Source organism: Pseudonocardia sp. HH130629-09, assembly GCF_001294645.1.
Classification (GTDB): Bacteria; Actinomycetota; Actinomycetes; order Mycobacteriales; family Pseudonocardiaceae; genus Pseudonocardia.
The window spans coordinates 3311301-3336195 of record NZ_CP011868.1; the positions used below are offsets into that span (position 1 = coordinate 3311301).

Annotated in this window: 29 protein-coding genes; 19 read left to right on the forward strand and 10 right to left on the reverse strand. The window is 74.4% G+C overall.

Features of this window, described 5'->3' with window-relative positions; translation table 11 throughout:
- Positions 1-277: 277 nt before the first annotated feature.
- Positions 278-1378 (reverse strand): alpha/beta fold hydrolase, encoded by a 1101-nt coding sequence (locus tag XF36_RS15185; protein ID WP_064485437.1) that lies wholly within the window; start codon positions 1376-1378, stop codon positions 278-280.
- Positions 1379-1462: 84 nt separating this feature from the next.
- Here XF36_RS15185 and XF36_RS15190 point away from each other — a divergent pair, with 84 nt between their 5' ends.
- Positions 1463-2608, forward strand: coding sequence for an acyl-CoA dehydrogenase family protein (locus tag XF36_RS15190; RefSeq protein WP_060712489.1), 1146 nt, complete (start codon positions 1463-1465; stop codon positions 2606-2608).
- Here XF36_RS15190 and XF36_RS15195 read toward each other — a convergent pair.
- From XF36_RS15195 to XF36_RS15210, 4 genes are read right to left on the reverse strand one after another with little or no spacing between them, the layout of a single operon-like run.
- Positions 2598-3824 carry a trans-sulfuration enzyme family protein gene (locus tag XF36_RS15195; RefSeq protein WP_238588893.1) on the reverse strand — a complete coding sequence of 409 codons (1227 nt, stop codon included), beginning with the start codon at positions 3822-3824 and terminating at the stop codon, positions 2598-2600. The two genes, XF36_RS15190 and XF36_RS15195, sit on opposite strands and share 11 nt — an antisense overlap.
- A gap of 8 nt (positions 3825-3832) precedes the next feature.
- Positions 3833-4729 (reverse strand): ABC transporter ATP-binding protein, encoded by an 897-nt coding sequence (locus XF36_RS15200; RefSeq protein WP_082375440.1) that lies wholly within the window; start codon positions 4727-4729, stop codon positions 3833-3835.
- On the reverse strand, positions 4726-5832 hold the full coding sequence (locus XF36_RS15205) for a FecCD family ABC transporter permease (RefSeq protein ID WP_238588894.1): 1107 nt from the start codon (positions 5830-5832) through the stop codon (positions 4726-4728). Before XF36_RS15205 ends, XF36_RS15200 begins: the two co-directional genes overlap by 4 nt.
- On the reverse strand, positions 5829-6884 hold the full coding sequence (locus XF36_RS15210) for a FecCD family ABC transporter permease (RefSeq protein ID WP_082375845.1): 1056 nt from the start codon (positions 6882-6884) through the stop codon (positions 5829-5831). Before XF36_RS15210 ends, XF36_RS15205 begins: the two co-directional genes overlap by 4 nt.
- A gap of 130 nt (positions 6885-7014) precedes the next feature.
- Here XF36_RS15210 and XF36_RS15215 point away from each other — a divergent pair, with 130 nt between their 5' ends.
- The 16 genes from XF36_RS15215 (at position 7015) to XF36_RS15285 (ending at position 19351) form a co-directional block, all read left to right on the forward strand.
- Positions 7015-7737, forward strand: a complete 723-nt coding sequence (locus XF36_RS15215) for a dihydrofolate reductase family protein (protein ID WP_238588895.1) — start codon at positions 7015-7017, stop codon at positions 7735-7737.
- Positions 7738-7835: 98 nt separating this feature from the next.
- Positions 7836-8318, forward strand: coding sequence for an Asp23/Gls24 family envelope stress response protein (locus XF36_RS15220; RefSeq protein WP_060712491.1), 483 nt, complete (start codon positions 7836-7838; stop codon positions 8316-8318).
- A 2-nt stretch (positions 8319-8320) separates the two neighbouring features.
- Positions 8321-8614: a hypothetical protein gene (locus XF36_RS15225; RefSeq protein WP_064485611.1), complete on the forward strand. Its 294-nt coding sequence runs from the start codon at positions 8321-8323 to the stop codon at positions 8612-8614.
- 18 nt (positions 8615-8632) lie between these two features.
- A complete protein-coding gene (locus XF36_RS15230) occupies positions 8633-8980 on the forward strand; it encodes a hypothetical protein (RefSeq protein ID WP_060712492.1) in 348 nt (115 codons plus the stop codon).
- Positions 8977-9153, forward strand: a complete 177-nt coding sequence (locus tag XF36_RS31615; RefSeq protein WP_020622970.1) for a hypothetical protein — start codon at positions 8977-8979, stop codon at positions 9151-9153. The genes XF36_RS15230 and XF36_RS31615 overlap by 4 nt, the downstream gene beginning before the upstream one ends.
- Positions 9150-9578, forward strand: a complete 429-nt coding sequence (locus XF36_RS15235; RefSeq protein ID WP_060712493.1) for a hypothetical protein — start codon at positions 9150-9152, stop codon at positions 9576-9578. Before XF36_RS31615 ends, XF36_RS15235 begins: the two co-directional genes overlap by 4 nt.
- Positions 9579-9634: 56 nt before the next feature.
- Positions 9635-10183: a DUF6286 domain-containing protein gene (locus XF36_RS15240; protein WP_060712494.1), complete on the forward strand. Its 549-nt coding sequence runs from the start codon at positions 9635-9637 to the stop codon at positions 10181-10183.
- Positions 10183-10872: a hypothetical protein gene (locus XF36_RS15245; RefSeq protein WP_060712495.1), complete on the forward strand. Its 690-nt coding sequence runs from the start codon at positions 10183-10185 to the stop codon at positions 10870-10872. Before XF36_RS15240 ends, XF36_RS15245 begins: the two co-directional genes overlap by 1 nt.
- 67 nt (positions 10873-10939) lie before the next feature.
- Positions 10940-11692 carry a 3-hydroxybutyrate dehydrogenase gene (locus tag XF36_RS15250; protein WP_043278159.1) on the forward strand — a complete coding sequence of 251 codons (753 nt, stop codon included), beginning with the start codon at positions 10940-10942 and terminating at the stop codon, positions 11690-11692.
- 52 nt (positions 11693-11744) lie between these two features.
- Positions 11745-13322, forward strand: coding sequence for an alpha/beta hydrolase (locus XF36_RS15255; RefSeq protein WP_064485613.1), 1578 nt, complete (start codon positions 11745-11747; stop codon positions 13320-13322).
- 399 nt (positions 13323-13721) lie between these two features.
- Positions 13722-14405 (forward strand): ABC transporter permease, encoded by a 684-nt coding sequence (locus XF36_RS15260; protein WP_060712497.1) that lies wholly within the window; start codon positions 13722-13724, stop codon positions 14403-14405.
- Positions 14398-15471 (forward strand): ABC transporter ATP-binding protein, encoded by a 1074-nt coding sequence (locus XF36_RS15265; protein ID WP_414706194.1) that lies wholly within the window; start codon positions 14398-14400, stop codon positions 15469-15471. The genes XF36_RS15260 and XF36_RS15265 overlap by 8 nt, the downstream gene beginning before the upstream one ends.
- Positions 15468-16274 carry an ABC transporter permease gene (locus tag XF36_RS15270; RefSeq protein WP_020622351.1) on the forward strand — a complete coding sequence of 269 codons (807 nt, stop codon included), beginning with the start codon at positions 15468-15470 and terminating at the stop codon, positions 16272-16274. The genes XF36_RS15265 and XF36_RS15270 overlap by 4 nt, the downstream gene beginning before the upstream one ends.
- Before the next feature lie 54 nt (positions 16275-16328).
- Complete coding sequence (locus XF36_RS15275) at positions 16329-17300, forward strand: glycine betaine ABC transporter substrate-binding protein (protein WP_060712499.1); 972 nt, start codon at positions 16329-16331, stop codon at positions 17298-17300.
- 110 nt (positions 17301-17410) lie between these two features.
- A complete protein-coding gene (locus tag XF36_RS15280; protein WP_060712500.1) occupies positions 17411-18385 on the forward strand; it encodes a glycine betaine ABC transporter substrate-binding protein in 975 nt (324 codons plus the stop codon).
- Between the two features lie 3 nt (positions 18386-18388).
- Positions 18389-19351, forward strand: a complete 963-nt coding sequence (locus tag XF36_RS15285) for a DNA polymerase domain-containing protein (protein WP_060712501.1) — start codon at positions 18389-18391, stop codon at positions 19349-19351.
- On the opposite strand, the gene XF36_RS32475 is transcribed toward XF36_RS15285, so the two are convergent.
- Together XF36_RS32475 and ligD are read right to left on the reverse strand one after the other, a co-directional pair.
- Positions 19352-19510 carry a hypothetical protein gene (locus XF36_RS32475; protein ID WP_168169523.1) on the reverse strand — a complete coding sequence of 53 codons (159 nt, stop codon included), beginning with the start codon at positions 19508-19510 and terminating at the stop codon, positions 19352-19354. It abuts the gene before it with no gap.
- A gap of 94 nt (positions 19511-19604) precedes the next feature.
- Positions 19605-20609, reverse strand: a complete 1005-nt coding sequence (ligD, locus tag XF36_RS15290; protein ID WP_060714727.1) for a non-homologous end-joining DNA ligase — start codon at positions 20607-20609, stop codon at positions 19605-19607.
- A 57-nt stretch (positions 20610-20666) separates the two neighbouring features.
- On the opposite strand from ligD, the gene XF36_RS15295 reads away from it, so the two are divergent.
- On the forward strand, positions 20667-20948 hold the full coding sequence (locus tag XF36_RS15295) for a hypothetical protein (protein ID WP_060712502.1): 282 nt from the start codon (positions 20667-20669) through the stop codon (positions 20946-20948).
- A gap of 60 nt (positions 20949-21008) precedes the next feature.
- A complete protein-coding gene (msrB, locus tag XF36_RS15300; protein WP_020625557.1) occupies positions 21009-21461 on the forward strand; it encodes a peptide-methionine (R)-S-oxide reductase MsrB in 453 nt (150 codons plus the stop codon).
- A gap of 40 nt (positions 21462-21501) precedes the next feature.
- On the opposite strand, the gene hemQ is transcribed toward msrB, so the two are convergent.
- The 3 genes from hemQ to hemE are packed head-to-tail and all read right to left on the reverse strand — an operon-like array spanning position 21502 to position 24800.
- Positions 21502-22197 carry a hydrogen peroxide-dependent heme synthase gene (hemQ, locus tag XF36_RS15305; RefSeq protein WP_060714728.1) on the reverse strand — a complete coding sequence of 232 codons (696 nt, stop codon included), beginning with the start codon at positions 22195-22197 and terminating at the stop codon, positions 21502-21504.
- A gap of 33 nt (positions 22198-22230) precedes the next feature.
- On the reverse strand, positions 22231-23709 hold the full coding sequence (gene hemG / locus XF36_RS15310) for a protoporphyrinogen oxidase (protein ID WP_060712503.1): 1479 nt from the start codon (positions 23707-23709) through the stop codon (positions 22231-22233).
- The gene (hemE, locus tag XF36_RS15315; protein ID WP_060712504.1) at positions 23706-24800 is read right to left on the reverse strand and encodes a uroporphyrinogen decarboxylase; all 1095 of its coding nucleotides are present in this window, start codon (positions 24798-24800) and stop codon (positions 23706-23708) included. Before hemE ends, hemG begins: the two co-directional genes overlap by 4 nt.
- Between the last annotated feature and the right edge of the window lie 95 nt (positions 24801-24895).

Here is a 24895-nt window from a genome sequence, read left to right on the forward strand (position 1 = left end):
ATCAGTGCGCGGACCGCGGATCACCGCGACGCAGCGCGGAGCCAGCACGCGGCGCGGACCGACGCGCGGGCCGAGGCCCGAGCGGGGCCGGTCCGTCGGCACCGGCGGGGCCGGTCAGGCGGCGGGGCCGGTCGGGCAGCAGCGCCGACGAGACCAGTCAGGCGACCAGGCCGGTCAGGCGGCACGGCCGGGCAGGCGGCACGGCCGGGCAGGCGGCACGGCCGGGCAGGCGGCACGGCCGGGCAGGCAGGGCCGGCCCGACTCCGGCGCCGCTCGGTCAGGCGCCGACCGCGGGGCCTGCCTCGTCGTCGGGGGCGTCCGCGGCGGCGTCCCAGTCGGCCAGGGCCCGGTCGAGCTCAGGCCAGGTCGTGTCCCGGGCCCGGCGCCCGGTCAGCACGCCCAGGTGCCCGCCCGGCGAGGTCGTGAACCGGACCTCGGGGCTGCCGGTCAGCAGCGGCACGCCGGCGCGGACCGCACGCAGCGGGGCGATGACGTCGTCCCGCCCGGCGACGACGAGCACCGGCACCCCGACGTCGGCCAGCTCCACGTCGCGCCCGCCCAGGCGCAGTCCGCCGCTCGCGAGATCGTTGCTGCGGAGCAACAGGTGGAACAGCTGCCCGAACACCCGGCCCGGGTAGCCGTGCATGTTGCTCATCAGGTGGTCGACGGCCTCGATCTGGGCCAGGCAGTCCCGGTCGTCGATCCGCGAGGCGATCGCGAGCGGCTTGGTGACGAGCCGGTCCACCGCGGTCAGCTGGAACGCCCAGCTCACCATCGGCGCCGGGAAGCTGCCGACGGCCCGGTAGATCGACGAGACCAGCCGGCCACCGCTGATCTGCGCGAGCGGCCGGAACGGCGCCACCAGCGGCACCCGGGAGATGTCGACCGGAGTGCCGATCGCGGCGACCGAGCGCACCGGCAGCGGGTCGCGTGCCTGCACCGCGGCGGCGACGGTGAGCAGCGCGAAGATCCCGCCGAGCGACCAGGCGACGAGGTGCACCTCGTCGCCGGTCTCCTCGGCGACCCGGCGGACCGTGTCGGGCAGTAGCTCGTCGACCCAGCTCTCGATGCCCAGGGTGCGGTCGGAGAACGACTTGGGCCCGTAGTCGATCAGGTAGACGGTCCGGCCCTGCTGCAGCAGGTGCTCCACCAGCGAGCAGCCGCGGCGCAGGTCGTAGGCGAAGTCCGGGGCACCCAGCGGCGGCACGAGCAGCACCGGCGCACCCTCGGAGGGATCCACGCCGGACAACGGGCGGTACCGGAACAGGATCCCCTGCGGGGAGCCCACCACCGCGTCCCGCGGCATCCGGCGCAGGTCGGCGAGGTGGCCGACCACGGCCCGGTCCCACACGTTGGCGACGGCGTCCACGAGATCCACGGGCGCACCCTATCGGCACGCGTGGGTCATCGACGGCCCGCGAGGACGACCGGAGTTACCCGTCGGTATGTGAGACTGCCGACCATGCAGCGCGAGATCTTCGACGACGAGCACCACGCGTTCCGTGACCTGTGCCGGACCTTCATCGCGAAGGAGGTCACCCCTCACCACGAGCAGTGGGAGGAGGACGGCCAGGTCGACCGAGCGGTATGGACCGCGGCGGGCGCGGCCGGCCTGCTGGGGACCGCGGTCCCCGAGGAGCACGGCGGGGGCGGGGTCGACGACTTCCGCTACAACGCGATCCTGGCCGAGGAGATCGTCGCGGCCGGTGCGAGCGGCATCGGCTTCCCGCTGCACAACGACGTCGTGCAGCCCTACCTGCTGCGGCTGTGCACCGACGAGCAGAAGAAGCGCTGGCTGCCCGGCTTCTGCTCCGGCGAGCTGATCACCGCGATCGCCATGACCGAGCCCGGGACCGGCTCGGACCTACAGGGCATCGCGACCAACGCCCGTCGCGACGGCGACGACTGGATCCTCAACGGCTCCAAGACCTTCATCACCAACGGCATCCTGGCCGACCTGGTGATCGTCGTCGCCAAGACCGACCCGGACGCCAAGCACCTCGGCTTCACCCTGTTCGTGGTGGAGCGCGGGATGGAGGGCTTCGAACGCGGCCGCCGCCTGAAGAAGGTCGGCATGAAGGCCCAGGACACCGCGGAGCTGAGCTTCACCGACGTCCGGGTGCCCGACGCGAACCGGCTCGGCGAGGTCGGCCAGGGCTTCGTCTACCTCATGCAGAACCTCGCCCAGGAGCGGCTCTCGATCGCCGTCGCCTCGGTGGCGGGCGCCGAGGCCGCCGTGAAGATGACGCTGGAGTACACCAAGGAGCGCAAGGCCTTCGGCCGCCCGGTGGCGAACTTCCAGAACACCCGCTTCGAGCTCGCCGAGATGGACACCGAGGTGTCCATCGCCCGGGTCTTCGTGGACCGCTGCATCACCGAGCACAACGGCGAGGGAGAGTTGTCGGTGCCCGACGCGGCCAGGGCCAAGTGGTGGTGCTCGGACCTGCAGAACCGGGTCGTCGACCGCTGCGTGCAGCTGCACGGCGGCTACGGCTACATGCTCGAGTACCCGATCGCCCGCGCGTTCGTCGACTCCCGCGTACAGGCGATCTACGGCGGCACGAACGAGATCATGAAGGAGATCGTCGGCCGGTCGCTCATCGGCTGAGGCCGCCCGCGACGGCGTCCAGGGCCCGCGCGATGTCGGCGACGAGATCGCGCGGGTCCTCCAGCCCCACCGACAGGCGCAGGTGCCCGAGGCGGCGGAACTCCGGCGGGAAGTGCGCCGCCCGGCCGTCGCCACCGGCCCCGACGTGCACGATCAGCGACTCGTCGTGGCCCAGTGACACCGCCGAGGTGATGACGCGCAGGCCTGCGACGAACCGGTTCTGCAGCTCCGGCGGCCCGTCCAGGGCGAAGGCCAGCATGCCGCCGTACCCGCCGTCGAGGGTCCGGGCCGCCAGCGCGCGCTGCGGGTGCGACGCCAGACCCGGGTAGGCCACGTAGGCGACCTCCGCGCGGGACTCCAGGTACTCCGCGACCTGCTGCGCGCCGGCGCAGTGCGCGCGCATCCGCATCGGCAGGGTCACCGCGCCCCGGGCGATCAGCCAGGCGTTGAACGGGCTGATGACTCCCCCGGCGTCGACCATGGCGTCGGCCCGGATCCGCTCGACGAGCTCACGGCGACCGAGCACGGCACCGCCCATCGCATCGCCGTGGCCGTTGACGTACTTGGTCAGCGAGTGCACGACGAGGTCCGCGCCCCGCTCCAGCGGACGCTGCAGCACCGGCGTCGCGAAGGTGGCGTCGACGCTGAGCAGGGCGCCCGCCTCGTGCGCGATCGCGGCGACGGCGTCGACGTCGGTGATCCGGGTGGTCGGGTTGGCCGGGGTCTCGACGTGCACCAGCCGGGTCCGTGGGCGGAGCGCGGCGCGCACCGCCTCCGGGTCGGAGGAGTCGACCAGGGTGGCGGTGATCCCCCACCGGCCCGGCAGCAGCTCGGTGAGCAGCCGGTGGGTGGCGACGTAGGTCACGTCGGAGCTGACGACGTGGTCGCCGGCCCGCAGGAACGTGAAGAACACCGCGTGCAGCGCCGCGACGCCCGAGGCCAGTGCGACCGCGGCGCACCCGCCCGGCGACACCCCGGCCGGGTCCTCCAGGGCGACGAGCTTGTCCTCCAGCCAGCCCTGGTTCGCCCCGCCGTTGCGGGTGTAGAGCGGGGTAGCGGTGCCCGACCAGTCCAGCTCCGAGGGGTCCTCGGGCAGGGCGTAGGAGTTGCCCGCGACGATCGGGCGGCGGATCGCGCCGGTCCCGGCGTCGACGTCGTTGCCCGCGTGCACCGCGCGGGTGGCGAGGAAGGGTGGTCGGTCGTCGCCGGGGGTCACACCGGAGATCATGCCTCGGCGATCGGCTCCGGGGCGCGCAGCGACGGGCCCGCGTCCGGCACGACCAACGGGGTGCCGGTGACCGGGTCGGGCAGCACCCGGGCCCGCAGCCCGAACACGTCGGCGAGCAGCTCCTCGGTGACGACCTCGGCCGGCGGACCCGCCGCGACGATCCGGCCGTCCTTCATCGCGACGAGCCGGTCGGCGTAGCGGGCCGCCAGGTTCAGGTCGTGCAGCACCATGACCACGGTGCGACCGGCCTCGGACTGCAGCCGCCGCACCAGCTCCAGCACGTCGACCTGGTGGGCCAGGTCGAGGAAGGTGGTCGGCTCGTCGAGCAGCAGCAGGTCGGTCTCCTGGGCCAGGGCCATCGAGATCCAGGCCCGCTGGCGCTGGCCGCCGGACAGCTCGTCGACCGGGCGTTCGGCGAGGTCGGACAGGCCCGTCCAGGTCAGCGCCTCGGCGACGGCGCGCTCGTCGTCCGAGGACCACTGCCGGTACCAGGCCTGGTGCGGGTGCCGACCGCGGGCGACGAGGTCGCCGACGGTGAGCCCCTCGGGCGCCAGCGGCGACTGCGGCAGGATCCCCAGCACCCGCGCGACCTCCTTGGTCGGGGTGCGGTCGATCCGCTTGCCGTCGAGCAGCACCTGGCCGGCCCGGGCGGGCAGCAGCCTGCCCAGCGCGCGCAGCACGGTGGACTTGCCGCAGCCGTTGGGGCCGATCACGGTGGTGACCGCGCCGGGCAGCACCTCCAGGTCCAGCCCGTCGACGATGGTGCGGTCGCCATAACCGAGCGTGACCTGCTCGGCCGACAGCCGGACCTCGCCGGGGCGGACGGGTTCGCCCGCGGTCGTCGTCGGGGAGGCGGTGGCCTCCGCGACACTGCTGTCCTCGACGGTGCTCATCGACGGGCCTCCTGGCGGGTGCGGGCGAGCAGGTACAGCAGGAACGGGGCGCCGAGCACCGCGGTCACGATGCCGACCGGGAGCTCGACGGACCCCAGTGCGGTGCGGGCGATCAGGTCGGACAGCACGGTCAGCGCGGCGCCCAGCACGAGCGAGACCCCGATCGGCGGGGTCCCGACCCGGCAGAGCCGGCGCGCGATCTGCGGGGTGACCAGTGCGATGAAGGCGATCGGGCCCGCGGCCGCGGTCGCGACCGAGGCGAGGCCGACGGAGACGAGCAGCAGCGCGGTGCGGGCACCGTTCACCCGCACGCCGAGGCCGCGGGCGGTGTCGTCGTCGAAGCGCAGTGCGCCCAGCAGGTGCACCAGGACCAGCGCCGCGGGCACGAGCACCAGCATCGCGATCGACAGCGGGACGACCTCGTTCCAGCTGCGCGCGTTGAGGCTGCCGTTCAGCCAGACCTGGGCCTGCGCGGCCTGGTAGATCTGCGCGACGGTCAGCAGCCACTGCACCGCCGCGACGAGCAAGGCCTGGATGCCGATGCCGATCAGGACCAGCCGGAAGCCCTGGATGCCCTTGCGCCAGGCCAGTACGTACACCGCGACCGAGGCCACGAGCCCGCCGATCAGGGCGGCGAGCGGGATGCCGAGCGAGGCGAACGCGCCGCCGACCCCGGCCGCGCCACCGCCGAGCACGATGATGAACACCGCCGCGGCACTGGCGCCCCACTGGACACCGATGATGTCCGGGCTCGCCAGCGGGTTGCGGGCGACCGCCTGCAGGATGGCCCCGGACACGGCGAGCGCGCCGCCGACCAGGGCGCCGACCAGGGTGCGCGGCAGCCGCAGCTCCAGCACGACGAGCTGCTGGCCCGCGTCGCCGCCGCCGAACAGCGTCGCCAGCACGTCGGTGATCGCGATCGGGTAGTCGCCGCGGCCCATGTTGACCGCGGCGGCCAGCACCAGCGCGACGGCGCAGACGAGCAGCACCACCGCGGTGCGCACGCGCAGCACACCGGAGAAGCGGCCCGCGCGGACGGCGCGGCGGCCGGGGACGACCACGGTCGAGCGGGGCCCGGTGTCCGGGTCGGTCAGCGTGCTCACACGGCCCCCAGCTTGCGTCGGCGCACCAGCGCGATGAAGAACGGCCCGCCGATCAGCGCGATCACGATGCCGACCTGCAGCTCACCGGGGCGGGCCACCACCCGTCCGACGACGTCGGCGAGCAGCAGCACCACCGCCCCCGCGAGACCGGCGGCGGGCAGCAGCCACCGGTGGTCGGGCCCGGTGAACACCCGCACCACGTGCGGCACGATCAGCCCCAGGAACGCGATCGGCCCACAGGCCGCGGTGGCCGCACCGGCGAGCAGCGTGATCGCGACGACGCCGACGACCCGGGTCCGGCGGACCGAGTGCCCCAGCGAGGTGGCGACGTCGTCGCCGAGGGAGAGCGCGTTGAGCGCGGGCGCGCTGGCCAGCGCGAGCACCGTGCCCACGAGGATGAACCACACCACCTGGCCCCCGACCGCGGCGTCGCGCCCGGCGAGCGAGCCGACCACCCAGAACCGGTAGGCGTCGAGGCTGGTCTCGTCGAGCAGCACCATCGAGGACGTGCCCGCCTGCAGCAGGAAGCTGACCGCCGCGCCGGCCAGCGCCAGCGAGACCGGGGTGGCGCCGCCGGGTGCCCGGGTGCCGATCGCGAACACCACGACGCTGGCGACCAGCGCGCCGGCGAAGGCGAACCAGACGTAGCCGAACAGCGTGCTGACGCCGAAGACGTAGATGCCGATGACGACGAAGAACGCCGCCCCCGCGTTGACACCCAGCAGGCCCGGGTCGCCGAGCGGGTTGCGGGTGAAGCCCTGCACGAGCGCGCCCGCCAGGCCGAGCGCGATCCCGACCAGCAGCCCGAGCAGGGTGCGCGGGATCCGCAGGGAGCGGATGACCACGTCGTTCTCGCTGCCGGTAGGGGCGACCAGCGCGGAGAACACCTCGTTCACCGGGATGACCTTGGTCCCGATCGCGATGCTGGCCAGCACCGCGAGCAGCAGCGCCGCGGCCAGCGCCGCGAGCCCGATCAGCCGCCGGCGGCGCAACGACCGCCGTGGGGGGGCCGGCTGCTGCACCGACGGTGGTCGGACCCGGATCGCGTTCACCTTGCTCGTGGCCCCCTGCTCGACCGGATGCCCCACCCATCCGGTGCGGCTCCGCTCACCATAAGTGAGGCTGCCCTACGACAGAACACCCCCGTGCGTCACGTCGCCCGCACGGCGGGATGCTCGGCGGGTGTCCACCGAGCCCTCCGCGTCCGGTCCCCCGCCCGTCCGGCCGCGGGTCACCGCGGTCATGGTCAGCTCCGCCGACGGTGCCGTGAGCGCGGGCGGGTCCGGCTCCGGCGGCCTGTCCACCCCCGCCGACCGGGACCTGTTCCGCGCCCTGCGCCGGTCCGCCGACTGCGTGCTCGTCGGGGCGGGCACCGCACGGGACGAGGGCTACCGCGGGGTCCGGCCGCGCCGTCCCGGGCCGGACGGGCGGCAGCCCGCGCCGGCACCGCCGGTCGTCATCGTGACCGGGTCGGCCGGGCTGGACCCCGGCGCGCGGCTGTTCACCGACACCGTCACCGCACCGGTCGTGCTCACCACGGCCGCCGCCCCTGCCGACCGGCGGGCCGCGCTCGCCGCCGCGGGCGCCGACGTCGTCCTGCTCGACGATCTCTCCCCCACCACGCTGCTCACCGCCCTCGCCCGCCGCGGCCACACCTCCGTGCTGTGCGAGGGCGGGCCGACCCTGCTCGGCGCGCTGGTCGGGGCCGACGTCGTCGACGAGCTGCGCCTCACCCTGGTCCCGGTGCTGGTCGGGGGCCCCGAGAGGCGGATCGCGACCGGGCCGGACCCCCTCCCCGTACCGCGTGCGCTGCGCCTGGCCGGCCACGAGGCGGCGGCCGACGGGACCCTGCTCCTGCACTACGTCCGCGCCACCGCCGCCATCCCGGCTGAGCCGAACGGGTGAATCACCGTGAGGGAGGTCCGGGGACGGGCATCTCACGGGGGACACCACACGCACCGTGGCGGGCCCCCACCCGGGGCCGGCCCGTGAGAGGAGCACCGATGACCTCCGGCACCCCGACCACCACCTCCGCCTCGACACCCGCGGGACGCCTCGCCGAGGGCACCGGTCAGGGCGGCACCACCATCGCCCCGTCCGTCGTGCAGAAGATCGCCGGCATCGCCGCCCGCGAGGTCTCCGGGGTGTACGCGATGGGGTCCGGCGCGTCGCGTGCCTTCGGTGCGCTGCGCGAGCGCATTCCCGGCGGCGGCACCAGCAGCGCCTCGACCGTCGCGGGCGTGGCGGTCGAGGTCGGCGAGAAGCAGGCCGCGATCGACCTGGACGTCGTCGTCGAGTACGGCGTCGCCATCGCCGACCTGGCCGCGGCCGTGCGCCGCAACGTCATCGGCGCCGTCGAGCGGATGACCGGGCTGGAGGTCATCGAGGTCACCATCTCGGTGAACGACATCCACCTGGCAGGCGAGGACGACAACCGGGACGAGGCCCCTGCGGCTCCCGCCCCGACCGGCCGCGTCGTGGAGTGACGGTGCCGGAACGGAGCCCGGCCGTCCTGGCCGAGCTGGTCGCCGAGACGGTCGCCGCGCACCCGTCGGTGGTGCGGCTCGACGGCGGCGCGTTCGGCACCGTCGCGACCTGGCTGCCCGGACGGCGGCTGGTCGGCGTCGGGATCGGCCGTGCCGACGATCCGGTCGAGATCGGGGTGGTGCTGCGCCTGGACCGGCCGATCCCAGCTACCGTCGCGGCGCTGCGGGCATCGGTCGCGCCGTTGGTCGACGGGGTCCCGGTCGACGTGACGGTGACCGACGTGGAGGTCACCTGAGGTGGAGGTGGGAACGGGATGGCCGAGCCGGACCCCGGCGCGCACGGGGGCCTGACCCCCGAGCAGCGGTCGGCCTACCGCTCGTTCGTCCGTACCCACCACCCCGACCGCGGGGGTGACCCGGAGGTCTTCCGCGCCGGGCTGGCCCGCTTCCGCGCCATGGCGGCCGACCCGCGCGGCGGCCCGACACCCGGCCTCGACGACCACCGCTACGACGCACCGATCGAGATCGTGCGCGACCTGCCGCTGCCGACCCGGGTCCTGGTGGCCCTGATCCGCACCGTCCGACGTCGCACGCACCCCCGGGTCGACCGGCCCGGCCGGCACTCACCCCGCCCCACCCGTCCCGGAGAGGACATCTCATGAACGCCACCCAGACCGGCCTGCTCGCGGGCCTCCTGCTGGGCGTCGCCGGTGCCACCGGCGGCTTCCTGGCCTTCGTCATCACCCTGGTGCTCGGCATCATCGGCCTGGTCGTCGGCCGGGTCCTCGACGGCGAGCTGGACCTGTCCGGCCTCGGCCGCGGCCGCGACCGGTGAGCACCCTCCCCGACCCCGCCGAGCGCGGCGTCCTGGAGATCGACCCGGCGGTGCTGCGCAAGATCGTCGAGTACGCCGCGGACACCGCACCGGCCACCCGGCACCGCGCCCGGCGGGTCGCCGGGCTCGACGTCGGCGAGTCCGGACCGACCGCCCGGGTGACCCGGCGGCCGGGTCCGGCGCAGGGCACGGTCGGGGCCACCAGCGGCGGCACGACCGGCGACGCCGGCGAGGTCGACGTCCGACTGCGGCTCACCCTGGCCCACCCCGGGTCGGTGCGGGCCTCCGTCGCCGAGGTCCGGGAGCGGATCGACGCCGACCTGCGTCGCACCACAGGGCACCGGCTGCGCGGCCTGACCGTCGAGGTCGAGGCCCTCCGATCGGGGGACGCCGGGCCGCGCCCGGCCTCCCCCCGCGTGCAGTAGACGTGCAGTAGAACCGTCGGACCCGTGACCGATTCGGAAGAGGGAGGCCGGACCCCGTGCGTGTCCTGCTCCGCGTTCTCGCGCCGCTGCTGAGCCTGGTGGTGGCCGCGATCGGCGCGCTCGTCGTCGTCGAGGTGGTGGCGGCCTGGGTCGGCCGGGTCTCCGGCCCCGGGCTGCTCGTGCCCTGGCGGGACTGGCGCACCACCGTCCAGAACACCCTGTGGACCGCGCAGCCGGTGCTCTGGATCGCGGTGGGGGTGATCGTCGTCGGGGCCGTGCTGCTGCTCGTCGGGCTGCTCGCCCGGCGCCACGACGTCGCACTCGACGCGCCGTCGCCCGGGCTCACCGTCGCCACCGCGCCGCGGGTGCTGGCCCGCCTGGTCGGCACCCGGGTCCGGGCCGCGGACCCGGTGACCGCGGCCTCGGTGACCGCGTCGGCCCGCTCGGTCGTGGTGAACGCCCGCGGCCGCGGGGACCTCGACGTGCTGCGCGAGGCGGCCCGCGACGCCGCCTCCGGCGTCCTCGACGCGCTTCCCCTGGCCCGGCGGCCGCGCCTGACCGTGCGCGCCACCCCGGACCAGCCGGGCTCGAAGGGAGTGCGGTGATGACCGACCACGCGAGCTCGACCATGAACCCGGCAGGAGGCTCGCCGGCACCCGCCCTCGCGAACCCGCGCCGCGCGGCGCGGACCGCGCGGCGCGCCCAGTACCGCTCCGCGGGCGGTGCCCGCACCGGCCTCGTCCTCCTCGGCGGGCTGCTGCTCGCCGTCGGCGTGCTCACCGTGCTCGTGGTGACCGGGGTCTTCGGGCGGGGCCGCCCGCAGCGCCCGCTGCTGGACCCGGTGGTCGAGCAGTTCCTGCTGGCCAACGGCACCGCCGCCCGCCTGGTCGCCGTCCTGGGCGGGCTCGTGCTGGTGCTGCTCGGGCTCTGGTGGACCGCCCGGTCGCTGCGCCCGGAACCCCGCCCGGAGCTGGTCCTGGACGGCGGACCGGACACCGAGATCCGGATCGGCGCCTCCGCCGCGGCCGACGCCGTCGCCGACGGCGCCGCCACACTGCCCGGGGTGACCCGGGCCCGCGCCCGGATGGTCGGCAGCGCCTCCGCGCCCGCGGTGCGCGCCACCGTGTGGGTCGACGAGGACGTCGCCGACGGGGAGGTCGCCGAGATCTGCCGCCGCCTCGACACCGAGATCCTGCCCGCGATCCGCGACGCGCTGGGGATGGCGGACCTGCCCGTCGCGGTGCGGCTGGAGCTGGACGCGGCCCGTCGCGACGATCACCCACGGGTCTCCTGACCCACCGGCCGAGTGCGTGACCCGGCTCACAGGAGCCGGGCCGGTCGGCGTCCGTACGGTCGTCGGCATGAGTGCAGTGCTGGACGGCAGGACGGCCCTCGTCACCGGGGCGGGCAGCGGGATCGGGGCCGCGGTGGCGCGCCGGCTCGTCGCCGACGGGGCGCGGGTGTACGCGGTGGACCTCGCCGAGGACCGGGTGGCCCCGCTGGCCGCCGAGAGCGACCTGGTCACGCCGCTGGGGTGCGACCTGTCCGACCTCGACGCCGTGGAGCAGCTGCCCACCGACGTCGACATCCTGGTCAACAACGCCGGCCGCCAGCACGTCTCGCGGCTGGAGGAGTTCGACCGGGAGATGTTCTCGAACATCCTGCGCCTGATGCTGGAGTCGCCGTTCCGGCTGATCCGCCGGTCGCTGCCGCACATGTACGCCCGTGGCTGGGGCCGGGTCGTGAACATCTCCTCCGCGCACGGCCTGCGGGCCTCGCCGTACAAGTCCGCCTACGTCTCGGCCAAGCACGGCCTCGAGGGCCTGTCGAAGGTCACCGCGCTGGAGGGCGCCGAGCACGGCGTGACCAGCAACTGCATCAACCCCGCCTACGTGCGCACCCCGCTGGTCGAGGCCCAGATCGCCGACCAGGCCCGCACACACGGGATCTCCGAGGACGAGGTCGTCACGAAGATCATGCTCACCCCGGTGGCGGTGAAGCGGCTGATCGAGCCCGCCGAGACCGCGGAGCTGGCCGCTCTGCTGTGGGGACCGGCGTCGGCGTCGATCACCGGGACCTCGCTGTCCCAGGACGGCGGCTGGACGGCGCGGTAGGAGCGGGACCGCTCACCGCGGCCACACCCCGGTGCGGGCATGATCGGTGCTCGTGCGGCGGTGGAGTGTGCTCGGGGTCCTGCTCGCCGCGGTGCTGCTCGCCGGGTGTGCGGTCGGGCCGTCGCAGCGGCCACCGGTGGCGGTACGCGGCGAACAGCTGCCCGCCGCTCCTCCGACGTCGGCCGCGGGCCCGCCCGCCGACCCCGACCTGCTGCCGGACTCCGACCCGGTCCGCACCACCGGGTTCACCGACTGCACCGCCGACACGGCCGCGGCACTGACCACGGCCGGCACCCCGCTGCCCGCCGGGCGCCCCCTGACGGTCGGCTGCGCCCGGCTCACCGTGCCCGCCGACCGGGACCGGCCCGAGCTGGGCCCGGCCCGGCTCGGTCTGACCCGGGTCACCACGCCCGGCGCACCGGACGGGCGGCCGGCGCTGGTCGTGCTCGGCGACACCGGCGCCGACGGGTCCGCCCGGGCCGCGGTGAGCCTCGCCGCCCGGCTGCCCGCCACGGTGCTCGACCGCTACCAGGTGATCGGCATGGACCGCCGCGGCACCGGGGAGGACCTGCTCGACTGCGCCCCGGTCGACGCGCGAACCACCCTGCTCGACGCCGGACCGGCGCGCCGCGACGAGGCCGCCATGACGGCACTGCTGGAACGCGCCCGCGAGGTGGTGCAGGACTGCAACCTGCTGCTGTCGGGGACGCTGACCAGCTACCGCGCCGCGAGCGGCGCCGGCGACCTGGAGTCGCTGCGGTCCGTGCTGGGCGCGGCCCGGCTGGACCTGCTCGCCGTCGGCGACGGCGCCGACGCCGCGGCCGCCTGGATCGGCGCGCACCCGGGCTCCGTCGGACGGGTCGTGCTCGACGGCCCCGGTGACTCCACCCTCGACGAGCCCGCCCGGACCGAGAGCACGACCGCGGCCGCGGAGAAGGCCTTCGACGCCTTCGCCGTGGCCTGCACCGCCTCGCCGGCCTGCCCGCTGGGCCCCGACCCGCGCGGCTACGTCGACGAGCTGGTGTTCCGCCTGTCCCGCACCGCCCTGCCGGCCGGCGACGGCGACGCCGTCACCGCGGGCGCGACGCTGCGCGCGGTCCGCTCGGTCCTGTCCCAGCCCGCCCGCTGGCCGGAGCTGCAGTCCGCGCTGGTCGCGGCCGGGGACGGCGACCCGGCGGGTCTGGTCCGCATCCTGGCCCCGCTGGGAGGCCCGCAGGGCCGCTACGACGCCACCCTGGCGACCCGCTGCAACGACTCCCGGGTGCGGGTCACCCCCGGTGAGGCCGCCGACCTGGCCGGGCAGTGGGCACAGCGCTTCCCGCTGTTCGGTGTCGCGGCGGCGCAGGACCTGGTGGCCTGCGGGCCGTGGCCCTCGGGCGGGCCGGTCACCCCGGCGGCGCCGCAGGGCGCTCCCCCGCCCCCGGTCCTCGTGATCGGGACCGCGCAGGACCCGCGTTCGCCGCAGAGCGGCGCAGAGCGGACCGCCCAACAGCTCGCGACGGGGCGGCTGGTGCGCTGGCAGGGCAGCGGGACGGGGGCGTATCCGCGCACCCCGTGTGTCACCGGCCTCGTGGACCGGGCGCTGCTGACCGGCCGGGCGCCCTCCCAGCCCGTGGTCTGCCCGCCGTAACCGCGTGCTCCGGGCCGCTCACGCTGGGTGGAGCCGGACCGCGACGAAACCGGCGCAGAAGGTCACGATTGCGTATCCGCCGCTTTCCGGTGCGGTTGCGGGAACAGCGTTGTCGCCCATCCCCACCTGCGACGATGGTGGCACGAAACGTTTCCGGAATGCCGACGCCATCGTCCCGGAACGGTCCGCTCGACTTACCGCCCCCACCGTTCTGCGGCTAGGCTCCGTCGGGCGAGCGGGAGGCCGCAGGTCATGCCCACCGCACCGGTGGGCGCACGCGAACTCCCTGTCACGTCGTTCGGGTGGGTGTAACGCCGAACGGACCCGACGACGAGTGGTGCGGAAGGACCGTGTCCCTGCCCCGAGCGGCGGACACGACCCCCGGGCGGAAGGAGCACGGTGGATTTCTTCACCTATGTCGGCACCCAGCTGAACCAGTTGGTGTTCTACGGCCAGCAGCATTTCCTGCTGGTCGCGATCTCGGTCGGAATCGCGGTCGTGATCTCGTTGGTGGCGGGCACCCTGCTGCACACCAATCGTCTGACGCCCGAGTCGTGGAGCCGCCCGATCCGCGCGGGCTCCCGCGAGGCGCTGCTGATCGTGTTCTCCGCCGCGCTGACGATCCCGTCCCTGGCGCTGTTCGGCCTGCTGCAGCCGATCCTGGGGCTCGGCGTCACGCCGTCGCTGACGGCCCTGACGATCTACGCGATCTACCCGGTGCTGCGCAACGTCGTCGCCGGGCTCTCGTCGGTGGACGACGCCGTCCTCGAGTCCGCCCGCGGGATGGGGATGGGGTCGGTCCGCCGGATGGTCACCATCCAGCTGCCGCTGGCCTGGCCGGTGATCCTGTCCGGCATCCGGGTCGCGGTCCTGATCATCATCGGTATCGCGGTCGTCGCCGGCGCCATCAACGGCCCTGGCTTCGGCTCCTCGCTCTTCCTCGGCCTGCAACGGCTGGGATCGGTCAACTCGTTCAACCAGGTTCTGGCGGCCACGCTCGGCTGCCTCGTCGTGGCTGCGGTCTACGAGGTCGTCTTCTGGATCGTGCAGCGCTTCACCACCCCGAGGGGGATCCGTGTCTGATTCCGGCAAGCCGATGATCGCTCTCGAAGGCATCAGCAAGACCTATCCGAAGTCCACCACCCCGGCCGTGCAGGAACTCGACCTGCAGGTGCCCGAGGGCACCATCTCGATGTTCATCGGGCCGTCCGGCTGCGGCAAGACGACCACGCTCAAGATGATGAACCGGCTCATCGAGCCCACCACCGGTCGCATCCTGCTCGACGGCGACGACGTCACCGACGTCAACGCCGACGAGCTGCGCCGCCGCATCGGCTACGTCATCCAGCAGGTCGGCCTGTTCCCGCACTTCACGATCGGCGACAACATCGCCGTCGTCCCGAAGATCCTCGGGTGGGACCACAACCGGATCACCGCCCGGGTCGACGAGCTCCTGCACCTGGTCGGGCTGGAGCCCAAGGACTACCGCGACCGCTACCCCCGCCAGCTCTCCGGCGGCCAGCAGCAGCGTGTCGGCGTCGCCCGCGGACTCGCCGCGGACCCCTCGGTGATGCTGATGGACGAGCCGTTCGGCGCCATCGACCCGATCACCCGCGAGCGCATCCAGGACGAGTTCCTGGAGCTGCAGCAGCAGATCGCCAAGACCATCTGCTTCGTCACCCACGACCTCACCGAGGCGGTCAAGCTCGGCGACCGGATCGCGGTGTTCGGGCCCGGCGGCACGCTGCAGCAGTACGACACCCCCGACATGATCCTGACGCACCCGGCCAACGAGTTCGTCGCCGAGTTCGTCGGCGCCGGCGCCGCGGTCCGGCGGCTGTCGCTGCTGGAGCTGTCCCGCCTGGAGCTGCAGCCGGTCGACCTCGACGGCACCGCCGCCCGCAACGGCTCCCCCACCTACGAGGCCGACGCGCAGGGTCGCCCGGTGCGCTGGGCCTACCTGCCGGGCACCGCCGACCTGCCCAAGCTGGTGACGGTGCCGCGCACCGGGACCGTCTACGACGCCGTCGACGTCATGCTCGACTCCCAGACCGAGCTGGTCGGGGTGGTCGACGAGCAGCAGAAGCTGCAGGGCGCGCTCTGGTGGCGCGACCTGGTCGAGGGCCTCAAGACGAAGGCCGGTTCGTGAGCGCCCCCGCCGCCGAGGAGACCGGCGCCGGCGCGCCGTCCGGGTCGTCCTCGGCCGAGCCGGTCGTCCGCCGGACCCGGCGGCTGGACCGGTCGCTCATCGTCAACCCGCTCATCGCCGTCGTCGGTGTGGTGCTGGTGCTGCTCTACGCCGCTTCCCAGGGCCTCGACGACGTCGAGGCCTCGGTGATCAACGCGAGCTCGCTCGGGGAGCGGCTCGGGGAGCACCTGGTGCTGACCGGGCTGTCCACCCTCGTCGTGATCATCGTGGCGATCCCGGCCGGCATCGCGATCAGCCGCCCGTCCGCCCACCGGATCCAGCGCCCGATCCTGGCGTTCACCGGGTTCATGCAGGCCCTGCCCGCGTTCGGCGTGATCGTCCTGCTCGCGTTCTCCCCGCTCGGGCTGGGCCTGCCCACCGCCGTCGTCGCGCTGGCACTGGCCGCGCTGCTGCCGGTGCTCACCAACACCGTCGTCGGGCTCCAGCAGGTCGACAAGGCGCTGATCGAGGCGTCCCGCGGCATCGGGATGTCGGCGCGGCAGACACTGCTGCGTGTCGAGCTGCCGCTGGCGACACCGGTCATGGTCGCCGGCGTCCGCGTCGCGCTCGTGCTGAACGTCGGCACCGCGGCCCTGGCGACCTACGTCGGCGCCGGCGGTCTCGGCGAGCCGATCAAGGGGATGCTGGAGCTCGGCCGCCCCACCGGAACCCTCGTCGCCGCGACCATCGTCGCCGCGCTGGCCCTGATCGTGGACTGGCTCGCCGGTCTCGCCGAGTACGCCGTCCGCCGCAACGCCGGCTGACGCGGGCCCCGCTCGCCCCCGAATCCCCGCAGTACCGCATTCCCTGGAGGACACGTGAAGTTCGGACGATCCCGGCGTCTCGCCCTGACGGCGATGGCGGCCGCGGCGGCCATCGCCCTGGCGGGCTGTGGCGGCCTGAGCGGCAGCGGCCCGTCGGCCTCCGGCGGCTCGCTGGCCCAGGCCGGCGACCTGAGCGGACAGAACTACGTCGTCGGCGGCAAGAACTTCGACGAGCAGCTGGTGCTCTGCCAGATCACGGTCGCCGCGCTCGAGTCGGCCGGCGGCAACGTCACCGACCGCTGCAACACCGGTGGCACCGACGTCACCCGCCAGGCGCTGCTGGCCGGGGACATCAACATCTACTGGGAGTACACCGGTACCGCCTGGGCCTCCTTCTTCAAGGAGACCCGCCGGATCACCGACGACAACGAGCTCTACAACCTCGTCGCCCAGCGCGACCTGGAGCAGAACAAGATCCAGTGGCTGGACAAGGCCAACTTCAACAACACCTACGCCTTCGCCATGACCGAGGCGAAGTCGCAGGAGCTCGGCATCACGACGCTGTCGCAGATGGCCGACTACATCGAGTCGGGCCGGGCACCGGCGGGTTCGATGTGCGTGGAGACCGAGTACAACTCCCGTGACGACGGCCTGCGCGGCCTGGAGGAGACCTACGGCTTCACCGCCCAGAACCCGCAGGTGCTCGCCACCGGCGTGATCTACCAGGCCACCGCGGACAACAAGTGCCTGTTCGGCGAGGTCTTCACCACCGACGGCCGCATCCCCGGCCTGAAGCTCAAGGTCCTCGACGACGACGAGCGCTACCACGTCACCTACAACGCGGCACCGACCATCCGGGCCGACGTCTACAACGCCAACCCCGCCGTCCGGCAGGTGCTGGCGCCGATCGCCCAGGCCCTGGACTACAACACCATCCTGGACCTGAACGGCAAGGTGTCCTCCTTCGGCCAGAACGAACGCGACGTCGCGCGTGAGTGGCTGACCCAGAAGGGCTTCATCGGCTGAGGTGTCCCGGTGTCGCGGGTCGGTCACCGTGCGCGCGTGAACGTTGCGCCGGGGGACGGTTCGTGATCGGCTGACCGGACCATGCTCTCCCGGCGAACCAGGACGATCCCGTGAGCCCCTTCCCCGGCCGCAGGCTGCGGACGCTGGTCCCGGCCCTGCTCGCCGTCGCGCTGCTGGTGGGCGGTTGCACCGGCCTGGCCGGCGGCGGACCACGGGCGTCGGCCGGGTCGCTCGCCCGGGGCGTCGACCTGTCCGGGCGGACCTACGTCGTGGGGTCGAAGAACTTCGACGAGCAGCAGATCCTGTGCCAGATCTCGATCGCGGCGCTGGAGTCCGCCGGGGCCTCGGTGACCGACCGGTGCAACATCGGCGGGTCCGACGCCACCCGGCAGGCGCTGCTGTCCGGGGACATCTCCACCTACTGGGAGTACACCGGCACGGCGTGGGCGTCGTACCTGCGCGAGACCCGCACCCTCCCCGACGACCAGGTCCTCGCCGAGCTGCGCCGGCGCGACCGTGTGCAGAACGGCGTGGTGTGGCTGGACCGCGCCCGGTTCGACAACACGTACTCCTTCGTCGTCGACGGGGCGACGGCCGCCCGGCTGAACCTGAACACGATCAGCGACATGGCCGCCTACGTCCGCTCCGGCCAGCCCGGCGACGTCTGCGTCGAGACCGAGTACGCCTCCCGCGCCGACGGCCTCGCCGGGCTCCAGCGCGCCTACGGTTTCGAGCTGCCCGGCGAGCGGCGCAAGACCCTCGACCAGGGCGTCATCTTCCAGTCGACGGCCGACGGCGTCTGCCTGTTCGGCGAGGTCGCCGCCACCGACGGCCGCATCCCGGCGCTGGGCCTGAAGGTCCTCACCGACGACCGCGGCTACCACATCACCTACAGCGCGGTCCCGGTCTTCCGGGCCGACGTGTTCGACCGGGCCCCGCAAGTCGCCGACCTGTTCGCCCCGATCACCGCGGCCCTGGATCAGCAGACCGTGCAGCAGCTCAACGGCCGGGTCTCCGCAGGCGGGCAGAGCCCCCGTGACGTCGCGCGGGCCTGGCTGGCCGAGCGCGGGTTCATCAGGAGCTGAGCCGTGGCGCGCCGGCAGGTCGACGAGGTCCGCGACGGGGTGGAGCTCACCAGCCTCGACGCCGAGGCCTTCGACGGCGCCGGCGTCACCAAGCGGGCCCTGCTCGACCACCTCGACGCCGTCGCCGACCTGCTGCTGCCCGCGCTGGCCGACCGGCCCCTGTCGGTGGTGCGGGCCCGCCCCGGCCAGGCGCCGTTCATGCAGAAGAACCTCCCGCGCGGGGCGCCGGACTGGATCCCGACCGTCGACGTGTGGGCGGAGTCCTCGCAGCGCACCGTGCACTACCCGCTCTGCCACGACCGCCGCACGCTGCTGTGGTTCGGCAACCAGCGTGCCGTCGAGCTCCACCCGACCCTCGTGCCGCACGGCGCGACGACCACCGGCGAGCTCGTCATCGACCTCGACCCGCCCGACGGCGCGGGCTTCGACCGCGTCGTCGCGGCCGCGCACCCGGTCCGGGCGGCGCTGGCCGAGCTGGGCCTCGCCGCCGCGGTCAAGACCAGCGGCGCGACCGGCCTGCACCTGGTGGTTCCGCTGGCCGAGCAGCTCCCGATCGACGACGCGTTCGCCGCGACCCGCGCGGTGTGCGCCCGCGCCGCGGCGCTGGCCCCCGAGGTCGCGACGACCGCGTTCATCCGGGACGACCGCGGCGGCCGGGTCTTCCTCGACCCGACCCGTGCGGGCGGGGCCACCCTCGCCGCGCCCTACAGCCCGCGGGCTCGCCCCGGCCTGCCCGTCTCGTTCCCCCTCACCTGGGACGAGCTGGACGGGGCCTCTCCCGCCGACTTCACGGTGGGCACCGTGGCCGGTCTGCTCGACGGGCGCCCGACCTGGTCGGAGCTGCGGCCCGCACCCGCGGCCGTGCCGGAGGTGCTGCTCACCGAGGGCCGGGCGATCCCGGTACCGCGGGTCGCGGCCATGCACGAGGGGAAGCGCCGCAAGCGCGCCCGCGAACGCGACGGGTGATCACCGGTCGGCGTCGGCGAGCGGTCCGATCAGCACGTAGCCCCTGGGGCCCCCGCCGGGGTCGGACAGCTCGATCGTCCGCGGCGGACGGCCGGTGGCGTCGGGGTCGATGCGCACCTGCTCGCCCGCGTAGGGACCGTCGTCCAGGACCGCGTACATGGCAGGGGATTCTGCCACCGCGCCCGGCCCCCGGGCCGGTGCGCCGACCCGGCCCCGGTGATCTGGACGGTCGTCGCCGTGGCCGCCACGGTAGCTACTGCTTGCGTGCCCGGCTGGGCTGCACCCGCAGCGGCTCGCCGGGCATCTTCGGGTACTCCGGCGGGTAGGGCAGGTCCCCCAGGCCACGCTCGGTCTCGTCCTCGGCGTACCACTCCAGCGCCCTCGCGCAGCTCCCCCGCTCGTCGCCCATCCCGGCGTGCGGGTCCCCGTGGCGTTCCAGCAGACCGGGCACGGTGCGCAGGGTGAACGCCGCGGGGTCGACCTCGCCGAGGTCGTCCCAGGTGACCGGCATGGAGACGGTCGCGGCGGGCAGGCCGCGCACCGACCAGGCCGAGGCGATGGTGCGGTCACGGGCCGCCTGGTTGTAGTCGAGGAACACCCGCTCGCCGCGTTCCTCCTTCCACCAGTCCACCGTGGCCAGCTCCGGGGTCCGCCGGCAGACGCGCCGGGCGATCGCGATGACGGCGTGCCGGACCTGCACGAAGTCCCACTCGGGCCGGATCGGGCAGGCGACGTGCACGCCCCGCCCACCGGAGGTCTTGGCCCACCCGGCCAGTCCGGCCTCGGTGAGGACCTCGCGCAGCGTCTGCGCGACGACGACGGCGTCGCCGAAGTCGGTGCCCGGCTGCGGGTCGAGGTCGATGCGCAGCTCGTCTGGGTGGTCGGTGTCGGCGCAGCGGACCGGCCACGGGTGGAAGTCGAGGGTGTTGAGGTTGGCCGCCCAGGCGATCGTCGCCGGCTCGGTGATCGACACCGACTCGGCGGTGCGGCCGCTGGGGAAGGTCACCGTGCAGGTCCGCACCCAGTCCGGGGCGCCCTTCGGGACGCGTTTGACGAAGAACGGCTCGCCGTCCACCCCGGAGTTGAACCGCTTCAGGTTGGTGGGGCGGTCACGCAGCGCGGACGCCATCGGTTCCCCCACCGCGACGTAGTATTCGACCACCTCGCGCTTGGTGATCCCGAGCTCGCCGAACACCACCTTGTCCGGGCTGGTCAGGCGGACCTCACGCGGCCCGTCCGGCCCGTCGACCTGCAGCATCACGACCTCACGGCTCGCCACCCGGCGAACCTACCCCCCGGTGACTATCGTGTGCCCATGGGTTCCGACCGGTCCCCCCGTTTCGACGACGACCTGCTGGGCCTCGACCCGGAGGACCCGGAGGCGCGGGAGTTCGCCGCGCACTTGGACCGCATGCAGCGGCTGCCGTCGTGCTCGGTGGAGGGCTACATCCGCGGCGTCGGGGACTTCGCGGAGTCGACGAACCGGCTGCGGGGCCCCCGGCGGGCCGCCGCGGTCGCGGTGACGGTGCTGCTGCTGCTCGTCGCGGCGTGGGTCATCGCGAACGCGGCCGGGTTCGTGGTCGCCACCTGGGTCTGACGAGCCACCCGGGTCCGACGACCGGCGGCGCACGACCGATCAACGGGTTACCGTGGATGCATGGGTCTGTTCAGCCGCAACACCACCGCCTCCGGGTCCGAGCTCCCGGCCCCGAAGGTGCAGAAGTCCGACGAGGAGTGGCGGGCCCAGCTGAGCCCGGCCGAGTACCAGGTGCTCCGCAAGGCCGGGACCGAGCGCCCGTTCACCGGTGAGTACACCGACACGACCACCACCGGCGTCTACCGCTGCCGGGCCTGCGGGGCGGAGCTGTTCCGCAGCGACTCGAAGTTCGCGTCGCACTGCGGGTGGCCGTCGTTCTTCACCCCGCTCGCGGGCGACGCCGTCATCGAGCGGGTCGACTCCAGCCTGGGCATGACGCGCACCGAGGTGCTGTGCGCGAACTGCCACGGCCACCTCGGCCACGTCTTCGAGGGTGAGGGCTACGGCACCCCGACCGACCTGCGCTACTGCATCAACTCCGTGTCGCTGACCCTGGAGCCCACGGAGGGCTGACACCGGTGCGGGGCCGTCGCGCGACGGCCCCGCACCCGGCTCACGGCAGGGACGCGACGAGGTCGCCGACCTCGACCCGCGGGCCGGTGTAGAACGGGATCTCCTCGCGCACGTGGCGGCGGGCCTCGGTGCCGCGCAGGTGCCGCATGAGGTCGACGATGCGGTACAGCTCGTCGGCCTCGAAGGCGAGGATCCACTCGTAGTCGCCGAGGGCGAAGGCCGGGACGGTGTTGGCGCGCACGTCCGGGTAGTCGCGGGCCTCCATGCCGTGGTCGGCCAGCATCTTCCGGCGCTCGGCGTCGGGCAGCAGGTACCACTCGTAGGACCGGACGAACGGGTAGACGCAGACGTAGCGCTTCGGGTCCTCGCCGGCCATGAACGCCGGGACGTGGCTCTTGTTGAACTCCGCCGGGCGGTGCAGCGCGGTCTGGCTCCAGACCGGCACGCTGGCCCGGCCGAGCGCGGTGGTGCGGCGCAGGTCGGAGTAGGCGGCCTGCAGCGACTCGATCTCCGAGGCGTGCCACCAGATCATGTAGTCGGCGTCGTGCCGCACACCGGCGAGGTCGTACACGCCGCGGACGGCGACGTCCTTGTTCGCGAGCGCGTCGAGGTACTCGGTGGCCTCGCGGGCGGCGGTGGCACGGTCGTCGCCGAGGCGGCCGGGCTCGACCCGGAAGACCGACCACATGGTGTAGCGGATGGTGTCGTTGATCGCTTTGACGTCCACGCGGGCCATGTCGGGCATGGTACGCGGCCGGTGAGGGTGCCCTCAGGGACCGGTCGGTGCGGGGGGCAGGGCCGCGGCGAGCCGCTCGGCGGCGGACCGCGCGGTCGCCACACACGCGGGGACACCGACCCCGTGCAGCATCGACCCGGCGACCTCCAGGCCCCCGACGGCGGCGACGGCCGACTCCAGCGCGTCGACGACCGCGCCGTGGCCGACCCCGTACTGCGGCAGACCGCCGCCCCAGCGCTGGACGAACGACGCGACCGGGACGGCGTCGACGCCGTCGACGACGGCCAGGTCGGCGCGGACGCGGTCGACGAGCTCGGCATCGTCGACCTGCAGGCTCGCCTCCTCCCCGAACCGGCCGATCGAGGCCCGGATCCGGACCAGACCGTCCGCACCGAGGTGGGCCCACTTCGTCGACGCGTGGGTGACGCCCTTGACCGACAGCGGCTCGTCCGCGGCGACCAGACAGCCGGAGGTGCCGGGCAGGCCGGCGACGTCGGCCGCCCGGTAGGCGAGCGCGACGACCGCGGAGGAGGCCAGCTCGACCCGCCCGGCCGCCGCGGCCGCGGCCGGTACGACCGGCTCCAGCAGCCGGCGGGCGGCGGGCGCGGGGACGGCGAGGACGACGGCGTCGACGTCGAGCGCCTCCGGCTGCGGGACCGGGCCGAGGACCAGCCGCCAGCCGCCGGGGCGGCGCTGCAGCTCCCGCACGGAGACACCGGTCCGCACCCGGGCCGCCGACGCGGCGACGAGTGCGGCGGTCATCTCGCGGTAGCCCCCGCGCACGGCACCGAAGACCGGTCCGGCGGCCACCGGCTGTGGCACCGCGGCGGGATCGGCCCCGGAGCCCCTGGCGGCCGGCGTCCCGGCGGCGAGGGTGCCGCTGCGCTGGCCGGACGCGGCCATCCCGGTACTGGCCGCCTCGGTGAGCGAGCCGGCCCCCGCGTCGAGCGCGGCGGCGAGCGCCGGGACCGTGGCGCGCAGGCCGAGCCGGTCGACCCGGCCGGCGTAGACACCGCCCAGCAGCGGGTCGGCGATCCGGTCGACGACCTCCGGGCCGAACCGACGGCGCAGCAGCGCCCCGAGCGCGACGTCGGTGCCGGGCTCCCACTCCAGCGGCGTGGACGGCTCGGCGGCCACCGCGGCCCGTCCGGCGTCGGACAGCACTCCCCGGAGGTCGGCGTCCCGGCCGGGCACGCCCATCAGGGTGCCGCGGGGCAGGCCGACGGTGCGGCCCCCGGCGCGGATCGTCGCCGTCGCCGCGGTGGGGTGGGTGAGCGCGCCCGCCAGCCCGATCTCGGCGAGCAGTGCGGGGACCTCGGGGCGGCGGGCGAGGAAGGCCTCGGCGCCGACGTCGAACGGCGCGCCCGCGAGATCGACGGTGCGCAGCACCCCGCCGGGCAGGTCACGCTGCTCCAGCACGACGATCTCGGCGGACGGGCCGAGCAGCGTCCGCAGCCGGTGCGCGCACGCCAGCCCGGAGACACCGCCGCCGACGACGGCGACGCGGGTCATCGCGCCGGACGCTCGCCCGTCGGCCCGGACACGGGCTGGGCGTGCACCGTCTCGACGGTCCGGGTGATCACGTCCGGGTCGGTCGCCGGCAGCACACCGTGGCCGAGGTTGAACACGTGCCCGCGGGTGCGGGCGCCCTCGGCCGCGATCCGCACGACCTCGGCGTCGACGGCTTCCTGGCCGGCGAACAGCACGGCCGGGTCGAGGTTGCCCTGCACGGGCACCGCTCCCCCGGCACGGCGGGCCGCGACGTCGAGCGGGGTCCGCCAGTCGACGCCGATCACGTCGGCGCCGGCCTCGGTCATCGCGCCCAGCAGCTCCGCGGTGCCGACCCCGAAGTGGATCCGCGGCACCCCGGCCCCGGCGAGCGCACCGAGCACGGCGGCGGAGTGCGGCAGCACGAACTCGCGGTAGTCGCGCTCGGAGAGCGCGCCCGCCCAGGAGTCGAAGAGCTGGACCGCGTCCACCCCGGCGGCGACCTGCTGCTGCAGGAACGTGCCGGTGAGCACGGCGAGCTTGCCGAGCAGGGCGTGCCAGACCTCGGGGGCGGAGCGCATGAGGGACTTGGTCCGCTCATGGTTGCGGCTCGGGCCGCCCTCGATGAGGTAGGAGGCGAGGGTGAACGGGGCGCCCGCGAACCCGATCAGCGGGACCCGGCCCAGCTCGGGCAGCAGCAGACCGATCGCCTCGGTGACGCGCGTCACCTGCTCCGGCGCCAGCTCGGGCAGAGCCGCGACGTCGGCGGCGGTGCGGACCGGCGAGTCCACGACGGGGCCGGTGCCCGGAACGATGTCGATCCCGATGCCCGCCAGGTGCAGCGGCACCACGATGTCGGAGAACAGGATGGCCGCGTCCATGTCGTGACGGCGGACCGGCTGCAGAGTGATCTCGCAGGTCAGATCCGGGGTGAGGCACGCCTCGAGCATCTCGTTGTCCCGGCGCAGGGCCCGGTACTCCGGCAGCGAGCGACCCGCCTGACGCATGAACCAGACCGGCAGCCGCGACGGCGTCGCGCCGCGCACTGCATCGAGGAACGGAGCGCCCGCGAGGTCGCGGCGGGCGGGGGGCGCGGAGACGATGCCTGCAGTCATGACCTCCGGATGATCCCACGCGGACGGGGCCGGTACTCGGGCGCCCCGGCGCGCCTGCCAGGTACGACCGGTATCGCACCCTAGAGTCCGACGCC